Origin of the sequence: Bradyrhizobium sp. SZCCHNS1022 (genome assembly GCF_032484835.1) — a bacterium.
In the GTDB taxonomy this organism is placed as follows: Bacteria; Pseudomonadota; Alphaproteobacteria; order Rhizobiales; family Xanthobacteraceae; genus Bradyrhizobium.
Genome location: NZ_JAUETT010000001.1, coordinates 2627076 through 2648650, shown reverse-complemented (window position 1 = coordinate 2648650; position 21575 = coordinate 2627076). Strand labels below are relative to the sequence as shown.

20 protein-coding genes and 2 pseudogenes are annotated in these 21575 nt (G+C 63.9%); 5 read left to right on the top strand and 17 right to left on the bottom strand.

All coding sequences use genetic code 11. From position 1 onward, the window contains the following. Positions 1-100: 100 nt before the first annotated feature. Entirely contained in the window at positions 101-1687 is a 1587-nt protein-coding gene (ggt, locus tag QX071_RS11990) for a gamma-glutamyltransferase (protein ID WP_315706835.1), read from the bottom strand. A 131-nt stretch (positions 1688-1818) separates the two neighbouring features. Between ggt and QX071_RS11985 the strand changes: the two genes are divergently transcribed. Both QX071_RS11985 and QX071_RS11980 read left to right on the top strand, forming a co-directional pair. Further along, on the top strand, positions 1819-2583 hold the full coding sequence (locus QX071_RS11985; protein ID WP_315706851.1) for a rhodanese-related sulfurtransferase: 765 nt from the start codon (positions 1819-1821) through the stop codon (positions 2581-2583). After that, positions 2576-2809: a SlyX family protein gene (locus tag QX071_RS11980; RefSeq protein WP_315706836.1), complete on the top strand. Its 234-nt coding sequence runs from the start codon at positions 2576-2578 to the stop codon at positions 2807-2809. Before QX071_RS11985 ends, QX071_RS11980 begins: the two co-directional genes overlap by 8 nt. Here QX071_RS11980 and QX071_RS34060 read toward each other — a convergent pair. The 3 genes and pseudogenes from QX071_RS34060 to QX071_RS11970 all read right to left on the bottom strand — a co-directional run bounded on the left by QX071_RS34060 (position 2806) and on the right by QX071_RS11970 (position 5190). Continuing rightward, on the bottom strand, positions 2806-3789 hold the full coding sequence (locus QX071_RS34060; protein WP_410052188.1) for a diguanylate cyclase: 984 nt from the start codon (positions 3787-3789) through the stop codon (positions 2806-2808). The genes QX071_RS11980 and QX071_RS34060 overlap by 4 nt on opposite strands. Positions 3790-4032: 243 nt before the next feature. After that, a pseudogene (locus QX071_RS34055) lies at positions 4033-4710 on the bottom strand (cache domain-containing protein); the annotation flags it as partial. Positions 4711-4941: 231 nt separating this feature from the next. After that, positions 4942-5190: a hypothetical protein gene (locus tag QX071_RS11970; protein WP_315700615.1), complete on the bottom strand. Its 249-nt coding sequence runs from the start codon at positions 5188-5190 to the stop codon at positions 4942-4944. A 212-nt stretch (positions 5191-5402) separates the two neighbouring features. On the opposite strand from QX071_RS11970, the gene hemE reads away from it, so the two are divergent. Then, positions 5403-6449, top strand: a complete 1047-nt coding sequence (gene hemE / locus QX071_RS11965; RefSeq protein ID WP_315700616.1) for a uroporphyrinogen decarboxylase — start codon at positions 5403-5405, stop codon at positions 6447-6449. A 3-nt stretch (positions 6450-6452) separates the two neighbouring features. Here hemE and hemC read toward each other — a convergent pair whose 3' ends face one another. The 5 genes from hemC to QX071_RS11940 form a co-directional block, all read right to left on the bottom strand. Further along, positions 6453-7430, bottom strand: a complete 978-nt coding sequence (gene hemC / locus QX071_RS11960) for a hydroxymethylbilane synthase (protein ID WP_315700617.1) — start codon at positions 7428-7430, stop codon at positions 6453-6455. A 15-nt stretch (positions 7431-7445) separates the two neighbouring features. Further along, entirely contained in the window at positions 7446-9071 is a 1626-nt protein-coding gene (locus tag QX071_RS11955; RefSeq protein ID WP_315700618.1) for a choline dehydrogenase, read from the bottom strand. A gap of 101 nt (positions 9072-9172) precedes the next feature. Beyond that, positions 9173-10354, bottom strand: a complete 1182-nt coding sequence (locus tag QX071_RS11950) for an acetate/propionate family kinase (protein ID WP_315700619.1) — start codon at positions 10352-10354, stop codon at positions 9173-9175. Continuing rightward, complete coding sequence (locus tag QX071_RS11945) at positions 10354-11760, bottom strand: bifunctional enoyl-CoA hydratase/phosphate acetyltransferase (protein WP_315700620.1); 1407 nt, start codon at positions 11758-11760, stop codon at positions 10354-10356. The genes QX071_RS11950 and QX071_RS11945 overlap by 1 nt, the downstream gene beginning before the upstream one ends. Positions 11761-12123: 363 nt before the next feature. Then, positions 12124-12516: a tautomerase family protein gene (locus tag QX071_RS11940; RefSeq protein WP_315700621.1), complete on the bottom strand. Its 393-nt coding sequence runs from the start codon at positions 12514-12516 to the stop codon at positions 12124-12126. A 105-nt stretch (positions 12517-12621) separates the two neighbouring features. On the opposite strand from QX071_RS11940, the gene QX071_RS11935 reads away from it, so the two are divergent. After that, positions 12622-13476: a LysR family transcriptional regulator gene (locus QX071_RS11935; protein ID WP_315700622.1), complete on the top strand. Its 855-nt coding sequence runs from the start codon at positions 12622-12624 to the stop codon at positions 13474-13476. Between the two features lie 35 nt (positions 13477-13511). Here the strand turns inward: QX071_RS11935 and QX071_RS11930 are convergent, their stop codons facing one another. The 4 genes and pseudogenes from QX071_RS11930 to QX071_RS11915 all read right to left on the bottom strand — a co-directional run bounded on the left by QX071_RS11930 (position 13512) and on the right by QX071_RS11915 (position 16974). Then, a complete protein-coding gene (locus tag QX071_RS11930; protein WP_315700623.1) occupies positions 13512-14804 on the bottom strand; it encodes an FAD-binding oxidoreductase in 1293 nt (430 codons plus the stop codon). A gap of 11 nt (positions 14805-14815) precedes the next feature. After that, positions 14816-15548: pseudogene (locus QX071_RS11925) on the bottom strand (amino acid ABC transporter ATP-binding protein). Next, the gene (locus QX071_RS11920; protein ID WP_315700624.1) at positions 15545-16198 is read right to left on the bottom strand and encodes an amino acid ABC transporter permease; all 654 of its coding nucleotides are present in this window, start codon (positions 16196-16198) and stop codon (positions 15545-15547) included. The pseudogene QX071_RS11925 and the gene QX071_RS11920 overlap by 4 nt, the downstream one beginning before the upstream one ends. Next, entirely contained in the window at positions 16198-16974 is a 777-nt protein-coding gene (locus tag QX071_RS11915) for an ABC transporter substrate-binding protein (RefSeq protein ID WP_315700625.1), read from the bottom strand. Before QX071_RS11915 ends, QX071_RS11920 begins: the two co-directional genes overlap by 1 nt. Positions 16975-17144: 170 nt before the next feature. Here QX071_RS11915 and QX071_RS11910 point away from each other — a divergent pair, with 170 nt between their 5' ends. Beyond that, positions 17145-17753, top strand: a complete 609-nt coding sequence (locus tag QX071_RS11910) for a cupin domain-containing protein (protein WP_315700626.1) — start codon at positions 17145-17147, stop codon at positions 17751-17753. Between the two features lie 12 nt (positions 17754-17765). Here the strand turns inward: QX071_RS11910 and QX071_RS11905 are convergent, their stop codons facing one another. From QX071_RS11905 to QX071_RS11890, 4 genes are all read right to left on the bottom strand, one after another. After that, a complete protein-coding gene (locus tag QX071_RS11905; RefSeq protein ID WP_315700627.1) occupies positions 17766-18746 on the bottom strand; it encodes a PDR/VanB family oxidoreductase in 981 nt (326 codons plus the stop codon). Positions 18747-18758: 12 nt separating this feature from the next. Further along, entirely contained in the window at positions 18759-19514 is a 756-nt protein-coding gene (locus tag QX071_RS11900) for a GntR family transcriptional regulator (protein ID WP_315700628.1), read from the bottom strand. Positions 19515-19519: 5 nt separating this feature from the next. After that, positions 19520-20563: an aromatic ring-hydroxylating dioxygenase subunit alpha gene (locus tag QX071_RS11895; RefSeq protein WP_315700629.1), complete on the bottom strand. Its 1044-nt coding sequence runs from the start codon at positions 20561-20563 to the stop codon at positions 19520-19522. Between the two features lie 168 nt (positions 20564-20731). Beyond that, complete coding sequence (locus QX071_RS11890) at positions 20732-21340, bottom strand: nuclear transport factor 2 family protein (protein WP_315700630.1); 609 nt, start codon at positions 21338-21340, stop codon at positions 20732-20734. Positions 21341-21575 lie beyond the last annotated feature (235 nt).

Here is a 21575-nt window from a genome sequence, read left to right as displayed (position 1 = left end):
CGCTCACATCCCGCTCCGCCTGCGCCGAGAAGCAGATCCAGCACCGCACGGAGGCTCTGGATCGTTTCGCTGCGCGCGCGGCGATGACGCTCAAGCCGGCTCAATAGCCCAGCGCGCAGCCGTCCTTGCGCGGATCGGAGCCGCCGGTGAGCGTGCCCTTGTCCCAATCGATCCAGACCGCCTGGCCGCCGCCGAGCGGCGCAACCAGCTTGGTGGTCTTGTGACCGATCTTCTGCAAGCCCTCGACGACATCGGCCGGAATGCCGTCCTCGAGCTGATAGACGCCCTCGTAGTGCAGGCCGCGCGCCATATCGATGGCCTCCTGCACGTCGCAGCCAAAGTCGAGGATGTTGGTCAGCACGTGGGTCTGGCCGGTCGGCTGATACTGGCCACCCATCACGCCATAGGACATCTGGGCGCGGCCGTTTTTCGTCACCAGCGCCGGGATGATCGTGTGCAGCGGCCGCTTGCCGGGCCCGATGCAGTTGGGATGACCGACCTGGATGCGGAAACCGCCGGCGCGGTTCTGCAACAGCACGCCGGTCTTGTTGGAGACGATCGCCGAGCCGAAGGAATGCGCGATCGAATTGATGAAGGAGCAGACGTTGCGGTCGCGGTCGACGACGGTGATGTAGACCGTATCCGGATTCATCGGCGGTGCCACGTTCGGCAGATCGAGCAGACGGTCCATGCTGATACGGCCGATATACTCGTCGGCGAATTCGCGGGCGAGGATCGCGGCGACGTCGACCGTCATATGCGCCGGATCAGCCACATGCTGCTCGCGGATCATATAGGCGATGCGCGCTGCCTCGGCTTCGAGATGCATGCGTTCGACCGAGAGCGGCGCAACCTTGGTGAGGTCGAAACGCGACAGGATGTTGAGCATCACCAGCATGGTGATGCCCGGGCCGTTCGGCGGGCACTGCCAGACGTCGTAATCCTTGTACATGGTGCCGATCGGCGAGGTCACCTCGGTCCTGTGGTTGGCGAAATCCTCCAGGGTGTGGAGGCCGCCGATGCCGCGCAGCGTCTCGACGATGTCGTCCGCGATCGGACCGGTGTAGAAGGCCCGCGGCCCGTCCTTGGCAATCGCACGCAGGGTCTGCCCGAGTTCCGGCTGGCGGATCACATCGCCAGCGACCGCGGGCTTGCCATGCGGCAACAGATACCGTTCGGTGTTGGTGCCGTTCTTCAGCTTCTCGAACTGGTTCTTCCAGTCGAAGGCGATGCGCGGCGCCACCACATAGCCTTCTTCTGCCGCACGAATCGCCGGCTGCAGCAGCCGGTCGAGCCCCAGCCGGCCGTGATCCTGCAGGATGCGATGCCAGGCATCGACCGCGCCGGGGACCGACACCGCGTGCGCCGACGTGAGCGGCACCGAGTGGATCTTGCGCTCCAGATACCACTCGACATTGGCTGCCATCGGAGCCCGGCCGGAGCCGTTATAGGCCGTGATCCTGCCATCGCCCTTCGGCTGCACCAGCGCGAAACAATCGCCGCCGATGCCGGTCGATTGCGGCTCAATCACCGCGAGCAGCGCGGCAGCTGCCACGGCCGCATCTGCCGCAGTGCCGCCGGCCCGCAGCACCTCGATCGCGGCCAAGGCGGCCTGCGGATGCGACGTTGCAACCATGGCGTTGAGGGCGTGAACCGTGGATCGACCGGGGAAGTGGAAGCTTCTCATTCTTGCTCGCTGCGTTCTGCTAGAAGGGCAAAGGAGCCCGCGCTGGCCGCCGTCATGACATATTCTGTCCCGCCTGGGCAATGGCTGGGATACCAGCTTTTCCGATGGCAGTTCTGCTGGTAAACGGCGGCATGGCTTTCAAGGTCGCAGCCTTCTATCAGTTCACCGCACTGCCGGATTTCAGGGCACTCCGTGCGCCGCTGCTGGCGCTGTGCGGCCGGCTGGGAGTGAGGGGCAGCCTGCTGCTGGCGCAGGAAGGGATCAACGGGACCTTGGCCGGCAGCCCCGACGGCATCGACGCCCTGATGCGGGAATTCTGCGATGGACCGCTGTTCGGCGGGCGGCTGGACAACCTCGAACTGAAATTTTCGTCCGCGCGTGCCATGCCGTTCCAGCGGCTGAAGGTGCGGATGAAAAAGGAGATCGTGACGTTAGGCGATCCCGCGGCCGATCCGACCCGGCAGGTCGGGACCTATGTCGATCCCGCCGATTGGAACGCGCTGACATCATCGCCCGACGTTTTCGTGCTCGACACCCGGAACGCGTTCGAAGTGGCGATGGGCACCTTCGAAGGCGCCGTCGATCCCTCCATCAAGAGCTTCGGCCAGTTCAAGGATTTCGCGGCCGCCCATCTCGATCCCGCCAAGCATAAGCGGATCGCGATGTTCTGCACCGGCGGCATCCGCTGCGAGAAGGCGAGTTCGCTGCTGCTCGCGCGCGGCTTTGCCGAGGTCTACCATCTCAAAGGCGGCATCCTCAAATATCTGGAACAGATCCCCCAGGGGGAAAGCCGCTGGCGCGGCGAGTGCTTCGTATTCGATGAACGCGTCGCGCTCGGTCACGGCCTGCGAGAACATTCCGAACGTCGCCAGCAGGAGGGCGCGGGTGATGAGTGAAGCCGGAGAGCTGAATGCGACCAAGGAGTTGAGCGAGCGCATCGACGCGCTGGAAGCGCGCGTGATGTTCCAGGACGACACGATCGAGACGCTGAATCAGACCGTCATGATGCAATGGCGCGAGATCGAGGCGCTGAAGCGGCAGATTGCCGCACTCGGTGAGCGGCTCGATGAAGCCCAGGCAGGTGCGGAAGGGCCTACCAACGAGCCGCCGCCACACTATTAGGGTCTGGCGCGAACACCCGTGCGTTCGCCTAGGCTGGTGTCGCCGTCAGGGGCTAGGCTCGGCGCCAATGGGATCAACTCGCCCGCCATGATGACGCGGTCGCGGCCGCCATCCTTCGCCGCATAGAGCGAGCGATCGGCCGCCTCGATCAACGATGCACGCTCCAGCGAACGCTCGCTGCCCGGCCGGCACACGGCACCGCCGATACTCGCCGTCACGATGCCGAATGGGGCGTTACCCCGATGCGCGATGGCCCTCTCGCGGATCGCGCGGCGAATCCGCTCGCCGATGCGCGCGCAGCCGGCCGCATCGGTGTTTGGCAGCAGAATCGCAAATTCCTCGCCGCCATAGCGCGCGGCAAGATCGGAGGTCCGTTGCACTTCCCCGGCGAGAACGACAGCCACGGTGTGCAGGCATTCGTCACCGGCCTGATGCCCATAGGTATCGTTGAAGGCCTTGAAATGGTCGAGGTCGATCATCAGGAGCCCCAGCGAGGTCTTCTCGCGATAGGCGCGGCTCCATTCCTCGAGCAGCCGTTCGTCGAAACGGCGGCGATTGGCGAGGCCAGTGAGGCCGTCCACGACTGCCAAGGTTTCGAGCTTGCCCTGCAGCGTCATCTGCTGGGTGACATCGCGCGTGATCGCTACAAAGCCATCGAGCGAGCCGTCATCGTTGCGGCTTGCGCTCAATGTGGTCTCGACCCAGATCTCCGATTTGTCGCGCCGCCGGGTACGATAGGTTGCGCGCGCCTCTTCCGTTTCACCGCGCTTGATCGAGAGGATGATCTCTTCGATCGGCGAGGCGTCGAGCGGATGGATGCCGGCGAGCGCACGCTTGCCAAGCAGTTGCGCCGGCCTCCAGCCAAGCACCCGGACCACCGACGGCGAGATGTAGCGGATGCGATCGTCCGGCCCGATCCGAGCGACGATATCGCTCGAATCCTCGGCGAGCAGGCGGAAATTCTTTTCGCTAGAAACCAATGCCGACGCCAAGCGCCGTCCTTGGAGTATCAATCGCACCAGGAAAAGGCCGATTCCCAATATCAGGAGGACGAGGCCAACGATGACCGCGATCCGAACGAATGAATGCCTTTTCCATTCTGCCAGTACATCCTCCTGCGTCCGTGTCACGAGCAGCAGGAATGGATAGCGCTGCCCGCGCTGGTAGAAGCCGATCCGCTCGGAGTCATCCTGCAGGAACTGCACATGCAGGTTTCCGGAGCTCGGATAAAAGGGAATGTCATCGGCGAGTGGCTGCGGTGCCGCATCGGCCACCAGATCGACGCTATGCGCGAGGATCGTTCCGTCGCGGCGCATCAAGCTGATGGTCCCGTGCGGGCCGACATCGAACTGATGGTAGAAATCGGAAAAATAGTCGACCTCGATCGTGGCAAGCACCACGCCCGCAAAGCGGCCGTCAGGATGATTCCACCGGCGCGACAAGCTGATCGCCGATTGGTGGCCGGACTTGCTCTGCACGGGCCCGCCGATCAGGAGCGAGCGGTCCGCCGATTTTCGATGGTAACCGAAGTAATCGCGGTCGGCATTGTTGACGTTCGAAAGAGCGACGTCCTCGGTCGCCGCGAGACAGCGCCCATTCTCATCATAGGCAAAAACGCCCCGGATCCGGCCCAGGCTGGATCTACCGCTCGTGAGAATGGCTTGTAGCCGCAAAACCGTCGTGATGCTTCCATCGTCTGTCTCGAGCGCGCTCACGGCGCCGCGGATGGTTGCTTCAGCGAGTTCAATCGTATCCTCGGCATGTTGCGCAAGCGAGCGTGTCAGATTGCCGAGCTCAACTTCGGCGCTCCGGAGCGTGTTGTCGCGAGAGGCCCATTCGCTCCCGCCGCTCAAAACGACGATGGCTGCGCAAACAGACAGGACAAAGACAGCCGCCCACATAGGCAGGCGGCTCAGTCGGTTATGCGCGACAACATCCATTCCGCGGGACTCTCCAGATCGAGGAAAAATCCCACGCACATCTTATTTATCTCTGAAATGGACGCCGAACGGCGAGGTCGGATGACGGGTACATTCCCGTATGACTACTGTTATCGCCGTATATTTACGGGTCGTGGCACCAGTCAGGACTCGGATGCCGCGACGTTTTGGCGCACGGCGTTTTCCGATACCTCAGCGCACGAAGACGGATCGGAACTTGTCCCACAAAGATGGGGCGTGCGCATCCGCGCTTTCGTCATCGACGCTGCGCCCCCTCTTGGTGACGACCGACGGCTGTTGCGCGCTGACCGGATCGGATGCGGGAAACGTGTCCATCAAACCGTTGTCGAGTTGCGTCGTCGTCTCGCGATCGCGCCGTGCCGCTTCACGCGGATCGTCGGCATGCTTGTCGTGCGGGGCGGGATCGAACTTCTCAGCCATGATCATCTCCCTTTGAGCTCGATAATCTGAGTGAGACAACGCAGGGGGAAAACCGGCGTTCCGACCGGATTTCGCGGGCTCTGCACGGGCACAGGGATCGCTCACGAACGCCGCATCGAGCCCACGTCCGGATGCCGGATTGACCTTGGCCGGAACCGCATCCCCATGTATCACAGCGGTCAATCGTTCCCGATGATTGCGGAGCCTCAAGCTTGACCCAGACCGAGACGAACAAGCCCTTTATCGCCGTGCTCTCCGGTCAGCGACAGGCTGTGCCGCCGATCTGGATGATGCGACAGGCCGGCCGCTATCTGCCGGAATACCGCGAGGTTCGCGCCAAGGCCGGCGCTTTCCTCGACCTGTGCTTTTCGCCCGAGCTTGCGGCCGAAGTGACCTTGCAGCCGATCCGCCGCTTCGGGCTGGACGCAGCAATCATCTTTTCCGACATCCTGGTCATCCCACATGCGCTCAGCCGCAGCGTGCGGTTCGAAGTCGGCGAAGGTCCGCGCCTCGACCCGCTGGACACGCCGGAGAAGATCGCGACGCTGGCGACGGAAGCCGATTTTTCCAAGCTCGAGCCGGTGTTCGAAGCGCTACGCCGCGTCCGCGGCCAGCTGGCGCCGGAGACCGCACTGATCGGCTTCTGCGGCGCGCCATGGACGGTTGCGACTTACATGGTTGCGGGCCAGGGCACGCCCGACCAGGCGCCGGCGCGCCTGCTCGCCTATCGGCATCCTGAGGCCTTCAGCAGGATCATCGACGTGCTGGTCGAGGCCTCGATTGCCTATTTGCTGAAGCAATTGGAGGCCGGCGCCGAGGCGCTGCAAATCTTCGACACCTGGGCCGGCGTGCTTTCGCCGCGCCAATTCGCGCGGTGGTCGATCGAACCAACCCGACGCATCGTCGAGGGCGTGCGCAAGGCGCGGCCACACGCCAAAATCATCGGATTTCCGCGCGGCGCGGGCGCACTGCTGCCGGACTACGTGGCAACAACCGGCGTCGACGCCGTCAGCATCGACTGGACAGCAGAGCCGAACCTGATCCGCGACCGAGTCCAGAGCAAGGTCGCGGTGCAAGGCAACCTCGATCCGCTGGCGCTGATCACCGGCGGCGCAGCGCTCGATCAGGCCGTCGACGATGTGCTGGCGAACTACGCGCAAGGACGGCACATCTTCAATCTCGGCCACGGCATCCTGCCGGAAACGCCGATCGCGCATGTCGAACAGATGCTCGCGCGCGTGCGCGCCTATCGCGGCTGACTGTTAACGCGGCCGGCTGCGCTCGATCAGCTCGGCCGCGCCCTGAGCCAGCAGTTCGAGCCCGACCGCGCGGCCAAGCTCGCGGGGACGATCGGCCGGCCCTGTGCGCTGCGCCTCGATGAAGCGGTCACCGGCTTCGTCGAGCACGGAGGCGGTCAGCGTCATCTGCATGCCGGCGATCGTCGCAAATCCGGCGATCGGCGAATTGCAGTGACCGTTCAAGACCCACAGAACTTCACGCTCGGCGTCCGCACAGCCACGCGCAACCGGGTCGTCGATGGTCGACAGAATGCGCCGCGTCTCCCAATCGGAAGCCGCGCATTCCACCGCAACAATGCCCTGCCCCACTGCGGGCAGCATGTCGGCAATCGGAAAATCGTAGGACGCACGATCCGCAAGGCCGACCCGCTCGAGTCCGGACCGGGCCATGATCAGTGCGTCCGCCGGTCCGACGGCGCCCCCGTCGGGCAAACGCTGCAGCTCGCCACCATCGAGCTTGCGGATGCGAGTGTCGGCGGCGCCGCGAAAATGGATCACGTCCGCGTTTGGAAGCAGCCGCCGCGCATAGGCCGCGCGCCGTACCGCGTTGGTGCCGATCTTGAAGCCCCTGCCGCCCTCGCGGCGGAAATCGTCCAGCGACAGCCCCTGCCGTAGCACCAGCACGTCGCCGGGCGGGTCCCGCGAGAGCAGCGCGGCGACAACCAGTGCCGGCGTTTCCTCATTGCCCGGCATATCTTTCAGCGAATGCATGGCCGCATGCAACTCACCGGTAAGCATCGCGCGGCGGATCTCGGCCACGAAGGCGCCACCTTTGCCGCCATGGGTCAACAGCTTGCTGGTCTGGTCGGTATCCCCCGTCGTCTCGAACCTGACGATCTCGATGTCGAGCGAGGGGATCGCGGCGCTCAGCCGGCGCGCGATCTCCTCGGTCTGGGCCAAGGCCATGGTGCTCTTGCGTGTGCCGATCCGAAAACGAGTCACAACTCTACTTCCTGCTCAGTGCGCATCCTGCAAGATCATGTCGGAGGCCTTTTCCGCAATCATGATCACCGGCGCGTTGGTATTACCCGAGACCAGATCGGGCATGATCGAAGCGTCGACGACGCGCAGACCTTCGATGCCGCGCACCCGCAAGCGCTCATCGACCACGGCCAGCGCATCATTCCCCATCCGGCATGTCGAGGTCGGATGATAGATCGTGCTCCCGGTCTGCCGGCAATAGGCCAGGATGTCCTCGTCGGCAATCACTTTCGATCCCGGATAGGCCTCATCGGTCACATAGGGCTGCAGCGCCGGCGCGGCCAGGATCTTCCGCAGGATGCGGAGGCCGTCGACATTGGCCCGCCGATCGGTTTCGCTGGCCAGATAATTGATGCGGATCTCCGGCGGCGCGGCCGGATCGGCGCTCCTGATCTTGAGCGAGCCGCGGCTTTCGGGCCGCAACTGGCAGACGGAGGCGGTGAAGCCCGAATAGGTATGCAGCTGCTCGCCCATTTTATCCGTCGAAAACGGGATGAAATGGATCTGGATGTCGGGGCTCGCGAGCCGCGGATCGGTCTTGAAGAAGGCACCTGCGGTGCCGGCCGCGATCGTCAGCGGTCCTTTTCGGAACGCGACATAGTGAGCGCCGGCCAGCACCCGGCGTAGCGGATGGTGGACGATATCGTTCAGCGTGATCCGCTGACTGCAGCGCATGACGATCCGCACCTGCATATGGTCCTGCAGATCGTTGCCGACGCCGGGCGCGTCGAGCACGATATCGATGCCATGGCGCTTCAGGAGCTCGGCCGGACCGACGCCGGACAGTTGCAGGAGCTGCGGCGAATTGTAGGCACCGCTGGCAACCAGGATTTCCCTGCGGGCGCGCGCGGTGCGCACACGCCCATGCTGGCGGAATTCGACCGCACGGGCACGGCGGCCTTCGAAAACGATGCGCTGCGCCAGCGCATCGGTCTCGATGTGCAGGTTGGCCCGACGCTTCGCCGGACGCAGATAGCAGAAGGCGCTGCTGGCACGCCGGCCGCGGAGCGTCGTGGTCTGGAAGAAGCCTGCGCCCTCCTGGGTCGCGCCGTTGAAATCGGTGTTGTAGGGAAGGCCGGCCTCGACAGCCGCCTTCACGAAGGCCTCCGAGAGCGGGTCGTCGTGCCGCCAATCCGACACCGGAAGCGGTCCGCTGACCGCGTGGTAATCGTCGGCGCCGCGCTGCTGATTTTCCGCCCGCTTGAAATAAGGCAGCACGTCGTCATAGCCCCAGCCGACATTGCCCCGCTGACGCCACCGATTGTAATCCTCATGCTGGCCGCGAACGTAGAGCAGTCCGTTGATCGAACTGGAGCCGCCGAGCACCTTGCCGCGCGGCTGGAATACCGAGCGGCCATCCAATCCAGGCTCGGGCTCGGTCTGGTACATCCAGTTGACCGTCTTGTCCTTGAACAGCTTGCCGTAGCCGAGCGGCACATGGATCCAGATATTGGTGTCCTTGGGACCTGCTTCCAACAGCAACACCTTGTGCTTGCCGTCGGCGCTCAGCCTGTTTGCTAGCACGCAGCCGGCCGACCCCGCACCGACCACGACGTAGTCGAACTCCAAATCCGCCTGCTGCGACGCCATATGGCTGCTCATGTTTCCCCCGAGCTATCCTGTTCTTATCCTGTCCTGCAGATACCAAATCGGCGGCGCAGGCAAGGGCAATTCGGACAGCCGTCCTCTGCGATGGGCTCGGGCTACCGGCTTGCGGCCAACAGTCGCGCGGTATGGCGCGCAATCATCATCTCCTCATTGGTGTTGATGACGAAGACGCGGGCGCGCGAGCGATCCGACGAGATCACGGACTCGCCGGCCCGGTTCCTGATATCGTCGAGTTCGATACCGAGCCATTCGAAGCCCTGACACAGGCGCTCGCGAATACGCCAGGCATGCTCGCCGATGCCGCCGCAGAACACGACGGCATCAAGGCCCGAGAGGATCGCCGCCATCGAACCGAGCTCGCGCCGGATGCGAAAGACGAAATAGTCGATCGCCTCCGCCGCCTCGCGGCTGCCGGCCGCCTCCAATTCGCGCATGTCCTGCGAAAGACCAGACAGGCCTTTCAGCCCCGAATGCTTGTAGAGCAGGTCTGTGATCTGCTCGGCCGTCATTCCCTTTTCCTGCAGCAGATAGAGCACGACGCCAGGGTCGAGCTGGCCGCAACGGGTGCCCATCGGCAATCCGTCCAGCGCGGTGAATCCCATGGTCGAGCCGACGCTCTGGCCATCGCGAATGGCACACATCGAAGCACCGTTCCCGAGATGCATGACGACCACCCGCCCCTGCTCATAGAGCGGCGCGATCTCTTTCATTCGCTCGACGATGAATTCGTAGGACAGGCCGTGAAAGCCGTAGCGTCGGATGCCCTCGTCATAGAACTCACGCGGCAGAGCATAGACGTCGTTGACCCACGGATGCGAGCGATGGAAGGCGGTATCGAAGCAGGCCACCTGAAGTGCGTCGGGAAACGCCTTGTGGGCGGCTTGGACTCCGGACAGATTGTGCGGCTGGTGCAGCGGCGCCAGCGGGATGAGTTTTGCCAGCTTCTCGATGTTGGCGACGTCGAGCACGATGGATTCGGAGAACTCGATCCCGCCGTGCACGACGCGATGTCCGACCGCCTCGATCGCGGTCTTACCGATCACCTTGCCCAGAAGCGACAATATGAGGTCAAGCGCAGCTTCATGGTCGGCCGCCTTGGCTGCATCGACCTGCTGGTCTGCGACCGTCTCAGCGCCCTGCTTCGCCTTCAAATAAGGAACCGCAGTGCCAAGGCCGTCGATCTGGCCTTCAAGGCGCTGGGCGATTTCGGCATCCGTCTCGAACAGCGCGAATTTGATCGAGGACGAACCTGAATTCAGAGTGAGGATGTGCTGCACTATTGAGCCGCCTCATCGATGTGAACCCGCGCCTGACCGCCATCCTTCCACGCTTTATACAGCGCCGCGATGGCGCAGGACGCGAGCCGCGCCTTCTCGCCGTCGGCGCGACTGGTCAAGATGATCGGAACGGTCGCACCGAGCGCCAGCCCGGCGGCTTCCGCCTGAGCGACGAAAACGAGTTCCTTGGCGAGCATGTTCCCGGCTTCCAGGTTCGGCACGATCAAAATATCGGCGTGGCCGGCAACGAGCGAAGATATCCCCTTCGTCTGGGCAGCGGTGACATCTATGGCGTTGTCCATCGCGAGCGGCCCATCGACCACCGCGCCGCGAATCTGACCGCGATCCGCCATCTTCGCGAGCGCGGCGGCGTCGAGTGTCGATGGAATTTGCGGGTTGACGGTCTCAATCGCGGAGAGCACCCCGACCTTCGGCTTGTCGATGCCGAGCGCTAGCGCCATGTCGATCGCGTTCTGGGTGATGTCGACCTTGGCCGCCAGATCCGGCGTGATATTGATGGCCGCGTCCGAGACGATCAGCACGTGATCGAGCCCCGGCACGTCCATCACGAAGGCGTGGCTGAGGCGTCGGCTGGTACGCAAGCCGCCGTCGTGCTTGACCACGTGATGCAGAAGCGCATCTGTATGCAGGTGCCCCTTCATCAGCGCATCTACCTTCCCGGCCCGCACCAGCGCCACGGCCGCGGCCGCGGCCGCATCATCGCCCCTCACGTCGATGATTTCCACACCGGTCAGGTCGACGCCGATCTCCTTGGCGACCTCAGAGATGATGGCTGCCGCCCCGACCAGAATGGGACGGATCAGGCCATGCTCGGCCGCCAGCATCGCGCCCCCGAGCGAGCTCTTGTCTTCAGGCACGACGACAGCCGTGACAAGCGGCGGCAGCCCTTCGCAGGCCTTCAGCAGACGATCAAAATGCCGATGCCGCTGGATCGGGCACTCAGGCACGGAACTGTCGTCCCAGCAAATTTTTCGGGCTGGCGCCAGCACTTCGGCAACGCCTTCAGCCACGAGATCACCGTTCCGATGAGTAATGGTCGTATCCAATCGGATACAACGATCGGGCAGCTTCTCGCGCACGGTGACGCCGACATGCAACTCGTCTCCGATGTGGACACGGCTGGTAAAGGTGAAGCTCTGAGCTTTGTAGAGCGTTCCGGCGCCTGGCAGGATGTTGCCGAGGACGGCCGACACCAGCGCGCCGACCCACATCGATGGTGCAACGGCATCCGAATACGTCGTGCCATTCTGCTCCGGCAGATGCAGCGGGTTCAAATTCCCCGAAGCGTGCGCAAAGATATAGAGGTCGTTGGCGGTACAGACACGCGTGATTGAGGCGGTATCACCCACCTTCATTTCGTCATACAGCTTGTTCTCGCGGATCATGCCGCGCTCTCTCCTTCAGTGCACAGCTGCTTCAGCTTGGTCTGCGCCCCGTCGACCCGCATTGCCTGCGAAACATATCGACGCCCCAAGGTCGAAGCGTCCATGGCGACGCCCGCCTCGGAAGCCGGTATGAAGCTACGTCGTACGCCGGATATTACCTTGCGGTGCATCAACGAATGCCACGCAAGTCACGGGATGCAAGTGACGAAACGATGACAATTGAACCGGGGGGCAAAAGGGCGCCTCGGCGCGCAAGCAGCCCGGCAAACCGACGGGCAAAAGCCCGTCGGTCGCACGATGACAGCACCCAACGATGGACAATGAAAGGTTGCCGCAAGTAGGCGCTACTCCCTAACCAAATCATCAGGCCTTTTCTGACGCATACTGCGCGAGACCGTTACCGAATGACCAGTTCTCCGGCACGACTTCGACAAGATTGATGAAGATGTCCTCCGGACGCAGCCCGGGATCTTGGCTCAGCTGTGCGACGATCTCGCGATAGAGCGCCTTCTTCTTGGCAAGCGGGCGCGTATTGCTGACCGTCATCTGGATCATGACCAGATCGTCACTGCGGTGAATGCCAAGATAATCGGCGCCGTACCAGAAGTCGGGACCATCATGCTCGTTCACCACCATGAATCGGTCATCCTCGGGCACGTCAAAGACCATCCGTTGCGCGCGGTAAATGCCCTCGAGGATGGCGTGTCGATAGGCCGTCGACTTACCGGACCGAAGTGAGACGCGTGTGAAAGGCATGGCTGGCTCCCGAATGTTTGGACAGATCGAAGATAGCGGCTGCCCTATCATTTAAAAATGCTATGCTATGGTATATCAGTGATATTCATTTCAAATGGTACAGGCATGAAGGCCTTGGATATCGAAGCGGTGCAGGCGTTCGTTTTGGCCGCCGATCTGAAAAGCTTCACGCGCGCGGCGGAGGCGCTGGAAACCGCACAATCGGCGGTCAGTCTCAAGATCAGGCGGCTCGAGCAAGAGCTTGGCCGCAGGCTGCTCGAGCGGACACCGCGCAACGTCCAGCTATCAGCGGATGGCAACGCGTTCCTGGAGCCGGCACGGACGCTCATCGCGGCGCACCAGGCCGCGCTGCAATCGTTCCAGGCCGCGTCACGCCACCGCCTGACCATCGGAATCAGCGATCACATCGTCGGCGCTGATCTGCCGTTGCTGCTACGACGAATGAAGCGCACAGAACCCGGCCTGGTGCTTGAAATCCGCATCGCGGCCTCGCGCGAGGTGCTCGCGGAGTTCGACAGGGGCCTCGTCGATGCGGCGATCGTGTTCCGGCACGACAACCGCCGACGGGGCGGCGAGGCCATCATCAAGGAAGCATTCGGTTGGTTCGCCGCCCCGGACTTCACTCATCAATCCGGCGAGCCGCTGCCGCTGGCGACACAGGCCGAACCCTGCAGCGTGCGGAGCCTGGCTGTCGGCGCCCTGAAGGCCGCCCGAATTCCCTGGCGCGAGGTGTTTGTGGGTGGTGGCATCGGCACCATTGGCGCCGCGGTGGCGGCCGGGCTCGCGGTTGCGGCACTAGGCCGGCGGGTGGCTCCGCGCGGCACAATCGAGGTGGGCGCACAACTTGGCCTGCCGGTGTTGCCGGCGCGTGACGTCGTCATGCATGCGAAGATCGCCGATGCATGGGCTCGCGCCTCGCTGAAGACCCTGGCCGCAACGCTGCGCGCCAGCGTGGGTTAGAGCGAGGCTGGCTGCCCGGCGCCGACGTCAGTCGTTCACACGCCAAGCCGATCTCGCAGCCGGCCCGCCAGCACCGTTGCGGTCACCGCAACCGGCCACAACGCGTGAAACGGCATCGGCTTGATGCCCATGATCGGCATGTCGATGTCGGCCTTGGCACCACCGATCAGCCGCCGCGCGAGCTGCGCGCCCATCGCAGTCGACAAGGCGACGCCGCGGCCATTGCATCCCAGCGAGACCAGGAGATTGTCGGCCGGCTCATGCACGTGCGGATAGTGGTCGGCCGTGATCGCGAGCCGACTGTTCCAGCCATGAGTCCAGACGACGCCCTTCAGCTGCGGCCACAGCCGCTCCGCATAGTGGATCAGGTAGGAGATATCGGTTGGACTCTTGATCCAGCGCATCGGACCGCGGCCGCCCATCAGCAGACGGTGACGCTGGTCCATCCTGTAATAGACGGTGATGTGGCCGCTCTCGTAAAGCACCGAGCGCGTGGGCATGATCGCGCGCGCGATCTCGTCGGGCAGCGGCTCGGTCGCTGCGATCGAGGAGAACACCGGCACGATGGTGCGGCCCAGGCCTGGCCAGAGATCGTCGGTGAAGCCGTTGGTCGCAAGCAGCACCTTGTCTGCATGCACGGTCGCGCGCGGCGTGGTGATACGCCAACGGCCGCCGTCGCGGGAGAGTGACAGCGCCCGCGTCTCGCCATGGACGGAAGCTCCCGCCGAGATCGCGGCGCGCGCGAGCCCACGCGCATAGCTCAACGGATGCAGGTCGCCACCGCGCACATCCAACATCGCGCAGAGATAGCGATCCGTGCCGGTCATCGCGCGCACCTCATCGCGGTTCAGAAGCTTCACCGGCATCCCGCGGCCGATGCACTGCTCGGCGGTGGTCCGGATGCCGACCGCGGCCGCCTCGTTGTAAGCGGCGCGCAGAGTGCCGTTCTGGCGCGCCTCGCAGGGGATCTGATAGCGTCGGATCAGATCCAGGGTGAAATTGGTGGTGCCATAGGCGAAATCGACCATGCGCCGCCCCAACTCAGGCCCGAAATCGGCTTCGATCTTGTCGGGGTCGTGCTTCAGGCCTGGATTGATCTGCCCACCATTGTTGCCGGACGCGCCCCAGCCGGGCTCCTGGGCTTCCAGCACGGTGGCCTCGATGCCCTGCTCGGCCAGATGCAGCGCGGTCGAGAGCCCGGTGAAGCCGCCGCCGATGATCGCGACCGGGACGTGTTTGTCTGCTTCAAGCGGCGGTGAGGCCACCGGCGGGACCGCGGTGTCGGCATAAAGGCTCGGGGGCAGAGGAAGCCGCACGGGTGTGGCCATCGAGTGATCTCTTACAAAGGATGCAGCACGCGACGCAGAAAATCCTGTGTGCGCGGATGCTGCGGCTGGTTGAGCAGGCTCCTCGCCGTCCCCTGCTCCACGATGACACCACCGTCGATGAACAAGACGCGGTCGGCGACCTCGCGGGCAAAGCCCATCTCATGGGTCACGACGACCATGGTCATGCCGTCATCGGCGAGCTTGCGCATTACCGACAGCACCTCGCCGACGAGTTCCGGATCCAGCGCTGAGGTCGGCTCGTCGAACAGGATCGCCTTCGGCTGCATCGCGAGCGCGCGGGCGATCGCAACGCGCTGCTGCTGGCCACCGGAAAAGCTGCGGCGGATGCGCGTCGGCCTTGTCCACCAGCCCGACCTGCGCCAGCAGCGTACGACCACGCTCGATGGCTTGCGCGCGCGGCTCTTTCTTCACGAACACCGGCCCTTCGATCACGTTCTCCAGCGCCGTGCGATGCGGGAACAGGTTGAAGCGTTGAAACACCATCGAAACCTGGGTCCGGACGGCAATGATGGAGGCGGCGGCGCGGTCGACCCGCAAGCCTTCGACGCGAATGTCGCCGCGGTCATAGCTCTCCAGACCGTTGATGCAGCGGAGAATGGTCGATTTGCCCGAGCCCGACGGGCCGATGATGCAGACCACCTCGCCCTTTTCGACCGCGATCGAGATCCCCTTCAACACCTCGTTGCGCCCGAAACGCTTGTGAACCTCCGTGAGCTCGATCATCGGTGGCTCGCCCGCTTTTCGAAGTGACGCACCAGAAGGATCAGCGGAATGCTCATGGTCAGATACATCAACGCCACCAGCGTGAACACGCTGGTATTCTTGAAGGTCGAGGACGCGATCAGCTTGCCTTGCAACGCGAGCTCGGCAACCGTGATGGTCGAGGCCTGCGAGGAATCCTTCAGCATCATGATCATGACGTTGCCGTAGGGCGGCAGCACGATGCGCACCGCCTGCGGCAATATCACCCGGCGCATGGTGAGCCACCAGCCCATGCCGATCGCCTGCGCCGCCTCGATCTGTCCCTTGTCGACCGCAGCGATGCCGGCGCGGAAATTCTCAGCCTGATAGGCCGAATAAGCGACGCCCAGCCCGATGATAGCGGCCTGCAGGGCCGTCAAAGACACGCCGAGATCTGGCATCACGAAATAGAGGTAGAACAGGAGCACAATGATCGGAATGCCGCGGATCACGTTGATGAAGGCGGCACTCAGCCAGGCCAATGCGCTGACGCCCGAGACCCGCATCATGGCCCAGACTAGGCCGAGAAGCGTCGATAGAAGCAACGACCCCAGCGTGACGATGACCGTCAGCGCGACGCCGTGCATCAGGATCGGCAGGAACTCGGCAGCGTCGCGCGCAAACTTCTCCATCAGAGCGCCTGCGCCTTCAGGCCCCATTTGTCGAGGATCTTCGCGATCGTGCCGTTGGCTTTCAGCTTCGCGAGCGAGGTGTTGATCCTGCCCAGCAGCTCAGAATCGCCCTTGCGCATCCCGATGCCCACCGAGCCGATGATCGTTGGCTTGTAGCTCTCGACGATGCGAACATCGGAGAACGCGCCCTGCTTCAGATTGTAGGCGAGGATCGGATAATCGGCGAAGCCGGCCTTCAGCCGTCCCGCATTCACGTCGCGCAGAATATCCGGGATCGTATCGTAGGCCTTCACCTCGCTGAACTGTCCCGACTTCTTCAACGCATCGACGAAGGCGGTGCCGACCTGCGCGCCGACCGCCTGGCCCTTGAAATCATCCTGGCCGATGTAATCCTTGGTGTCGTTCTTCGGCACCACCAAACCCTCGCCATAAGTGTAGATCGGGTCGGAAAAGTCGATCACCTCCTTGCGGGCCGGGGTGATGAACATCGCAGCCGCGATGATGTCGATTTTGTTCGAGGTGAGCGAAGCGATCAGCGCCGAGAACTGCATCGGCTCGATCTGTACGGAAAAACCCGCATCCTTGCCGACCTCGGTGATCAGATCGACCATCACGCCCTGGATCGAGTTGGTCTTGGTGTCGAGAAAGGTGAAGGGAATGCCGGTCGGCGTGCTGCCGACCTTGAGCACCTGCTCCGCCGCAGCCGGAATGCTTGTTGCAGGGCTGGCGAGAAGCAACGTTCCCAGTACCAACTGCGTGAAACGCTTGACGAGCATGGCTCCGCCTCCTCCTGGCCCGGGTCTATTGCGATGGCGCGCTCGGAAAGGGCGTGCATATCGTCAGGGCCATTTTCACCTATATGAAAATTTGATCATCTTGTGCTGGACTTGGCAAGCGGTTTTCATGCAAATGAAAAAGGCTGAAAGAACCGGGTAACGACGCGGGAATGGGCAAACAGGCATCCAGAGCGAAAGCAAAGCAGGCCGAGCCGGCAATGGACGTGGCAGTCGGGCAGCGGCTGCGCGAGCTGCGGCACGGCGCCAATTTGTCGCTGGAGGCAGTCGCAAGCCGCAGCGCGCTCTCGGTCGGCTTCCTCAGCCAGGTCGAGCGCGGCCTGTCCTCGCCGTCATTACGGGTACTGGCGACGCTGGCCGATGTGCTCGGCGTCGGGATCGCCGCGCTGTTCGGCGATGGCACCGGCGGCGCGGAGGCGTCGGCCGGGATCGTCACGCGCGCCACCGAACGCGCGGAGCTGAAACTCTGGCGCAGCGGCATTTCAAAGCAGCTGCTGCACCCGACCGGCACCGACGGCAAGCTCAATTTGTTTCTGGTGCACATGGAGCCCGGCGGCTCGACCGGCGATGAGCTGTACACCCATGACGGCGAAGAGGCCGGGCTCGTGCTCGAAGGCGAGATGACGCTGACCGTCGATGACGAGACCTGGACGCTGAGGAGCGGCGACAGCTTTCGCTTCGCGAGCCGCCGCCCGCACCGGTTCAGCAATCCCGCCAAGCGGGCCAAGGCGGTGGTGTTGTGGGTGAACTCGGTGACCTGACACCGATCAGCCTCAGATCGCGTCGGCGCGCTCCAGCGTATCGATCGTGACCACACCATGGGCGCGCGAGACGCAGGCGCACAGCTTGCGGCTCTCCTGCTTCTGATGCTCGCTGAAGAACACGTCGCGATGATCGAGCTCGCCGTCGACCGCGACCACGTCGACCGCACAGACGCCGCACTCGCCGCGCCGGCAATCGGCCATGATCTCGTGACCAGCCGCGTTCAGGACGTCCAGCATCGAGCGGTCACGCGGCACATCGATCTCCTCGCCGCTGCCGCTCAGGCGGACGCGGAACGGCTCGGCCGCAAACCGGCCCGAGGAGCCGAAGGTCTCGTAGCTGAGATCGGTCGATGCCCGGCCGCTCGCCGCCCAGGCGCTGCGTGCCGTCTCCAGCATACGCATCGGACCGCAAAACAGCACCGCGGCATCGGATGGAAGCGAGGCAAACAGCTGTGCGAGATCGAGCCGCCTGCCTTCATTTGCAGGATAAAGCACGACGCGCTCGCCGAGCACGTCGGATAGCTCCTCGGCATAGGCCGCGTCCTCGCGCGACCGCACCGCATAATGCAGCGAGACGTTCGGCGTCTTGCGCAAGAGCGCCTGCGCGACGCCGACCAGCGGCGTGATGCCGATGCCGCCGGCAACCAGACAATAGTGCTGACGCTGCCAGTCGACCTGCAGCAATGAGGTCGGACTCGTCACCTGCAGCCGGGCGCCCGGCTTCAGCGACCACAGATAACGCGAGCCGCCGCGCGAATCCTCGGCGAGCCGGACCGCGATACGATAGCCGGCCGGATCGGCTTCGCCGACCAGCGAATAGGAGCGCACATCCGGCTGGCCCTCGACGAGAACGCCGGTCTTGATGTGGCTGCCGAGCGGATAGGGCGCGCAGGCGTAACGATCTGGCCGCAGGGTGAATTCGCGGATGCCCGGTGTCAGGTCGCGGATCGCGACCAGCGTGGCGGACTCCCAATTGTCTTCAAACCGCATGCTTGGCTCCTGTCAGCTCGCGTTCGGCGCCTTGATCAGCACCGAGGCCGGGACCAGATCGAAATGGCTGCGCGTCTTCAGCGCGGCCCGCAGATTGCGGGCGGCGAGCCGGGCGTGCTCGCGCATGATGCCTTCAGCCCGCGCACCCTCGCGGTTCTCGATTGCATCGAGCACGATGCGATGGTGATCCTGCGCCAGCAGGAGGATCAAATGCGCCTCCGGCAGCGCCGATTGCGCCATCACGAAGCCACTCGGCGAGGCGAAAGGCAGGGCGCAGGCGCGATCGACCTGGCGGATCACCGGCGGGCTGCGCGAGAGCTCGGCGAGCAGCGCGTGGAAGCGCGCGTTCAGGGCCACATAGGATGAAAACGACTCGATCGAGATCGGGTCCTGCGCCACCAGCTCATCGATCTGCGCCAGGCACTCGCGCAAAGGCACGAGATCGCGCACGGAGACGCCGCGCTCGGCCGCGAGCCGCGCCGCCAGTCCTTCGAGGGTGCCGCGCAGCTCGATGGAATCGAGGATGTCGCGCTCGGAGAAGGATTTCACCATGAACCCGCCGGAGGGGATCGCCTCCAGCAGCCCCTCCTCCTCCAGCCGCACCAATGCCATGCGCACCGGCGTCCGTGATGCACCGGTCGCCTCCACCGCCTGCAGTTCGCTGATGCGCTCACCGGGCCGCAACGATCCGGAAAGGATCAGATCACGCAAGGCGAGCTGCGCCCGCACGGTCTGTGAAACGGAACGGTCGGCGTCACGCTCGGTCATGGTGATTACTCCGCAGCTTCCCTCAACGGCGTTTCGCGCGCGATCAGGCGGTCGATGATCCGCCGCGACCACATCGCTCCCGCATCGATGTTGAGATTGTAGAACACCCGGCCGGGATTCTCATCCATCGCGCGCTGCTGTGCCTCCAGGATCACTTCGTCCTCGCGGAAGATGCCGGAGACGCCCTCGCGGATCTCGGTGGTCAGCCGCTGCTCGGAGAGGCGGTAGTTGCGGACGAACGCCCAAAAATAATGACAGCTGCGTTCGGTCTCCGGCGTGATGGTGTTGAGCACCATGCCGTTGACGCCCTGCGAGCGGTCCCCCTCCGGCGCGCCGGTGCCGGTCGGCGCGACGCCGACATCGATGGCCACCGTGCACGGCGCCTCGAAGCGGATGATCTGCCAGCGGTCGACAAGGCCCGGCTTGCCGAGCTGCTTGGCCCAGAACGGCGGCGGCTCGATGCCGCGCATCCAGCGGGTCACGGTCGCGGTGCGCTCGCCATGGGTGACGTCAAACGGCGCCTCGGCCACGGCATCATTGCCGATCGAAGAGCCGTGCACGAAGGTCTCGTGCGTGAGGTCCATCAGATTGTCGACCACGAGACGATAGTCGCATTTGACATGGATGGTCTTGCCGTCGCCCGCCCAGGCCGGATCATGATTCCAGTGCATGTCCGGGATGGTGGCGGGATCGGCCAAGGCAGGATCGCCCATCCACAGCCAGATGAAGCGGTGCCGCTCGACAGCCGGATAGGCGCGCACGCAGGCCGATGGGTTGATGGTTTCCTGCGAGGGCATGAAGGTGCAGCGGCCCTGCGGGTTGAACTTCAGGCCGTGATAGCCGCAGACGACGGTGTCGCCTTCGAGCCGGCCCTTGGACAGCGGCACCAGGCGGTGCCAGCAGGCATCCTCCAACGCGGTCACCGTGCCGTCGGCCTTGCGGTACATCACGACGTGTTTGCCGCAGATCGTGCGCGGCAGCAGCGCCGGCTTCACCTCGGCGTCCCAGGCGGCAGCGTACCAGGCATTCATGGGAAAGGAGGCGGCCATGGGGATTTCCTCGCGTCGTCCTTATTGGATGCCGTATGTATACAATAACTCCACAATTGAAGGCAAGACCTGGCAAATCAGGCGTTACCAACGGGCGTCATGTATACATGTACGGCCTAGTCGCGACGAAAAACGGTAATAAGAAACCGCAACGTGACAGCTTTCGGCTCAGAGCCCCTCGCCTCTGAGCCAAGCGGCGCCACGCGCGTAGAGCGCCTCGACCTCGGGCCCCTTCAGTCCCGGCATATCCCGCTTCACCGCGTAACCGATCCGGGTCTGCAGATAGGCGAGATGGCGGTAGCCGACCGGAAACTGCTCGAGCAGCGCGCGATCGAGCGCCGGCACGGCGCCCGGTGTCACCGGGTCCATGCGGTCCTTCTCGTAGATCGGCTGGCGCAGCACGATGCCCCATTTGCCATCGCGCTTCTCGATAAAATCATAAAAGCGCCCGGTGCAGAGCACGTCGCACAACACGCCCTCGACCTCGGCGCGCTGCGAGATCGTCATCTTGGTCTGGCTGATCGCACGGGGACCTGAAAGATCGACCGAGATGCCGCCCAGGAAATGCAGGATGTTGACGCCCTTGGCCCAGGCCTGCTTGCTGATCTCGATGAACTCATCGCCGGTGCCTTGCGTCCAGGTCGCCATCATGCGCCCGTCGGGATGCCAGACCGTGCGGAAGCGCTCCCAATCGCCGGCATCGCGCCAGATCGCCCAGTTCTGCAGCAATTCGCGGATCTGCCTGATGTCTTCGATCTCGGCGGCGGTCTGGGTCATGGCGACGTTTCCTCGTTCGTTTTCGGCTGCTGAATACATGTATCTTGCGATCGCGGCAAAGCTGACGTGTCCAAATGCTGACCATGGATGTCCACCATCCATGTCGAAGCAGCCGAGGTGAAAACAGCCGTTTGCACCCCGCAGCACGTCATGCCCGGGCGATGCGGCGGTCATGTCCCTTTCGAAAATCGAGAGGGAGCGGGGAAGGCCGGGAGCTCGCCGCCCCCATGGCCCG

What these genes read in the sequence shown, in the direction of transcription:
- QX071_RS11945 (WP_315700620.1), bottom strand. Translation starts at nt 11,760, where the DNA reads ATGATCCGCGAGAACAAGCTGTATGACGAAATGAAGGTGGGTGATACC.
- QX071_RS11970 (WP_315700615.1), bottom strand. Translation starts at nt 5,190, where the DNA reads ATGGCTGAGAAGTTCGATCCCGCCCCGCACGACAAGCATGCCGACGAT.
- QX071_RS11905 (WP_315700627.1), bottom strand. Translation starts at nt 18,746, where the DNA reads ATGCGGTTTGAAGACAATTGGGAGTCCGCCACGCTGGTCGCGATCCGC.
- ggt (WP_315706835.1), bottom strand. Translation starts at nt 1,687, where the DNA reads ATGAGAAGCTTCCACTTCCCCGGTCGATCCACGGTTCACGCCCTCAAC.
- QX071_RS11940 (WP_315700621.1), bottom strand. Translation starts at nt 12,516, where the DNA reads ATGCCTTTCACACGCGTCTCACTTCGGTCCGGTAAGTCGACGGCCTAT.
- QX071_RS11895 (WP_315700629.1), bottom strand. Translation starts at nt 20,563, where the DNA reads ATGGCCGCCTCCTTTCCCATGAATGCCTGGTACGCTGCCGCCTGGGAC.
- QX071_RS11930 (WP_315700623.1), bottom strand. Translation starts at nt 14,804, where the DNA reads ATGGCCACACCCGTGCGGCTTCCTCTGCCCCCGAGCCTTTATGCCGAC.
- QX071_RS11955 (WP_315700618.1), bottom strand. Translation starts at nt 9,071, where the DNA reads ATGAGCAGCCATATGGCGTCGCAGCAGGCGGATTTGGAGTTCGACTAC.
- QX071_RS11915 (WP_315700625.1), bottom strand. Translation starts at nt 16,974, where the DNA reads ATGCTCGTCAAGCGTTTCACGCAGTTGGTACTGGGAACGTTGCTTCTC.
- QX071_RS11920 (WP_315700624.1), bottom strand. Translation starts at nt 16,198, where the DNA reads ATGGAGAAGTTTGCGCGCGACGCTGCCGAGTTCCTGCCGATCCTGATG.
- QX071_RS11910 (WP_315700626.1), top strand. Translation starts at nt 17,145, where the DNA reads ATGGGCAAACAGGCATCCAGAGCGAAAGCAAAGCAGGCCGAGCCGGCA.
- QX071_RS11935 (WP_315700622.1), top strand. Translation starts at nt 12,622, where the DNA reads ATGAAGGCCTTGGATATCGAAGCGGTGCAGGCGTTCGTTTTGGCCGCC.
- QX071_RS11985 (WP_315706851.1), top strand. Translation starts at nt 1,819, where the DNA reads ATGGCTTTCAAGGTCGCAGCCTTCTATCAGTTCACCGCACTGCCGGAT.
- QX071_RS11900 (WP_315700628.1), bottom strand. Translation starts at nt 19,514, where the DNA reads ATGACCGAGCGTGACGCCGACCGTTCCGTTTCACAGACCGTGCGGGCG.
- QX071_RS11980 (WP_315706836.1), top strand. Translation starts at nt 2,576, where the DNA reads ATGAGTGAAGCCGGAGAGCTGAATGCGACCAAGGAGTTGAGCGAGCGC.
- QX071_RS11890 (WP_315700630.1), bottom strand. Translation starts at nt 21,340, where the DNA reads ATGACCCAGACCGCCGCCGAGATCGAAGACATCAGGCAGATCCGCGAA.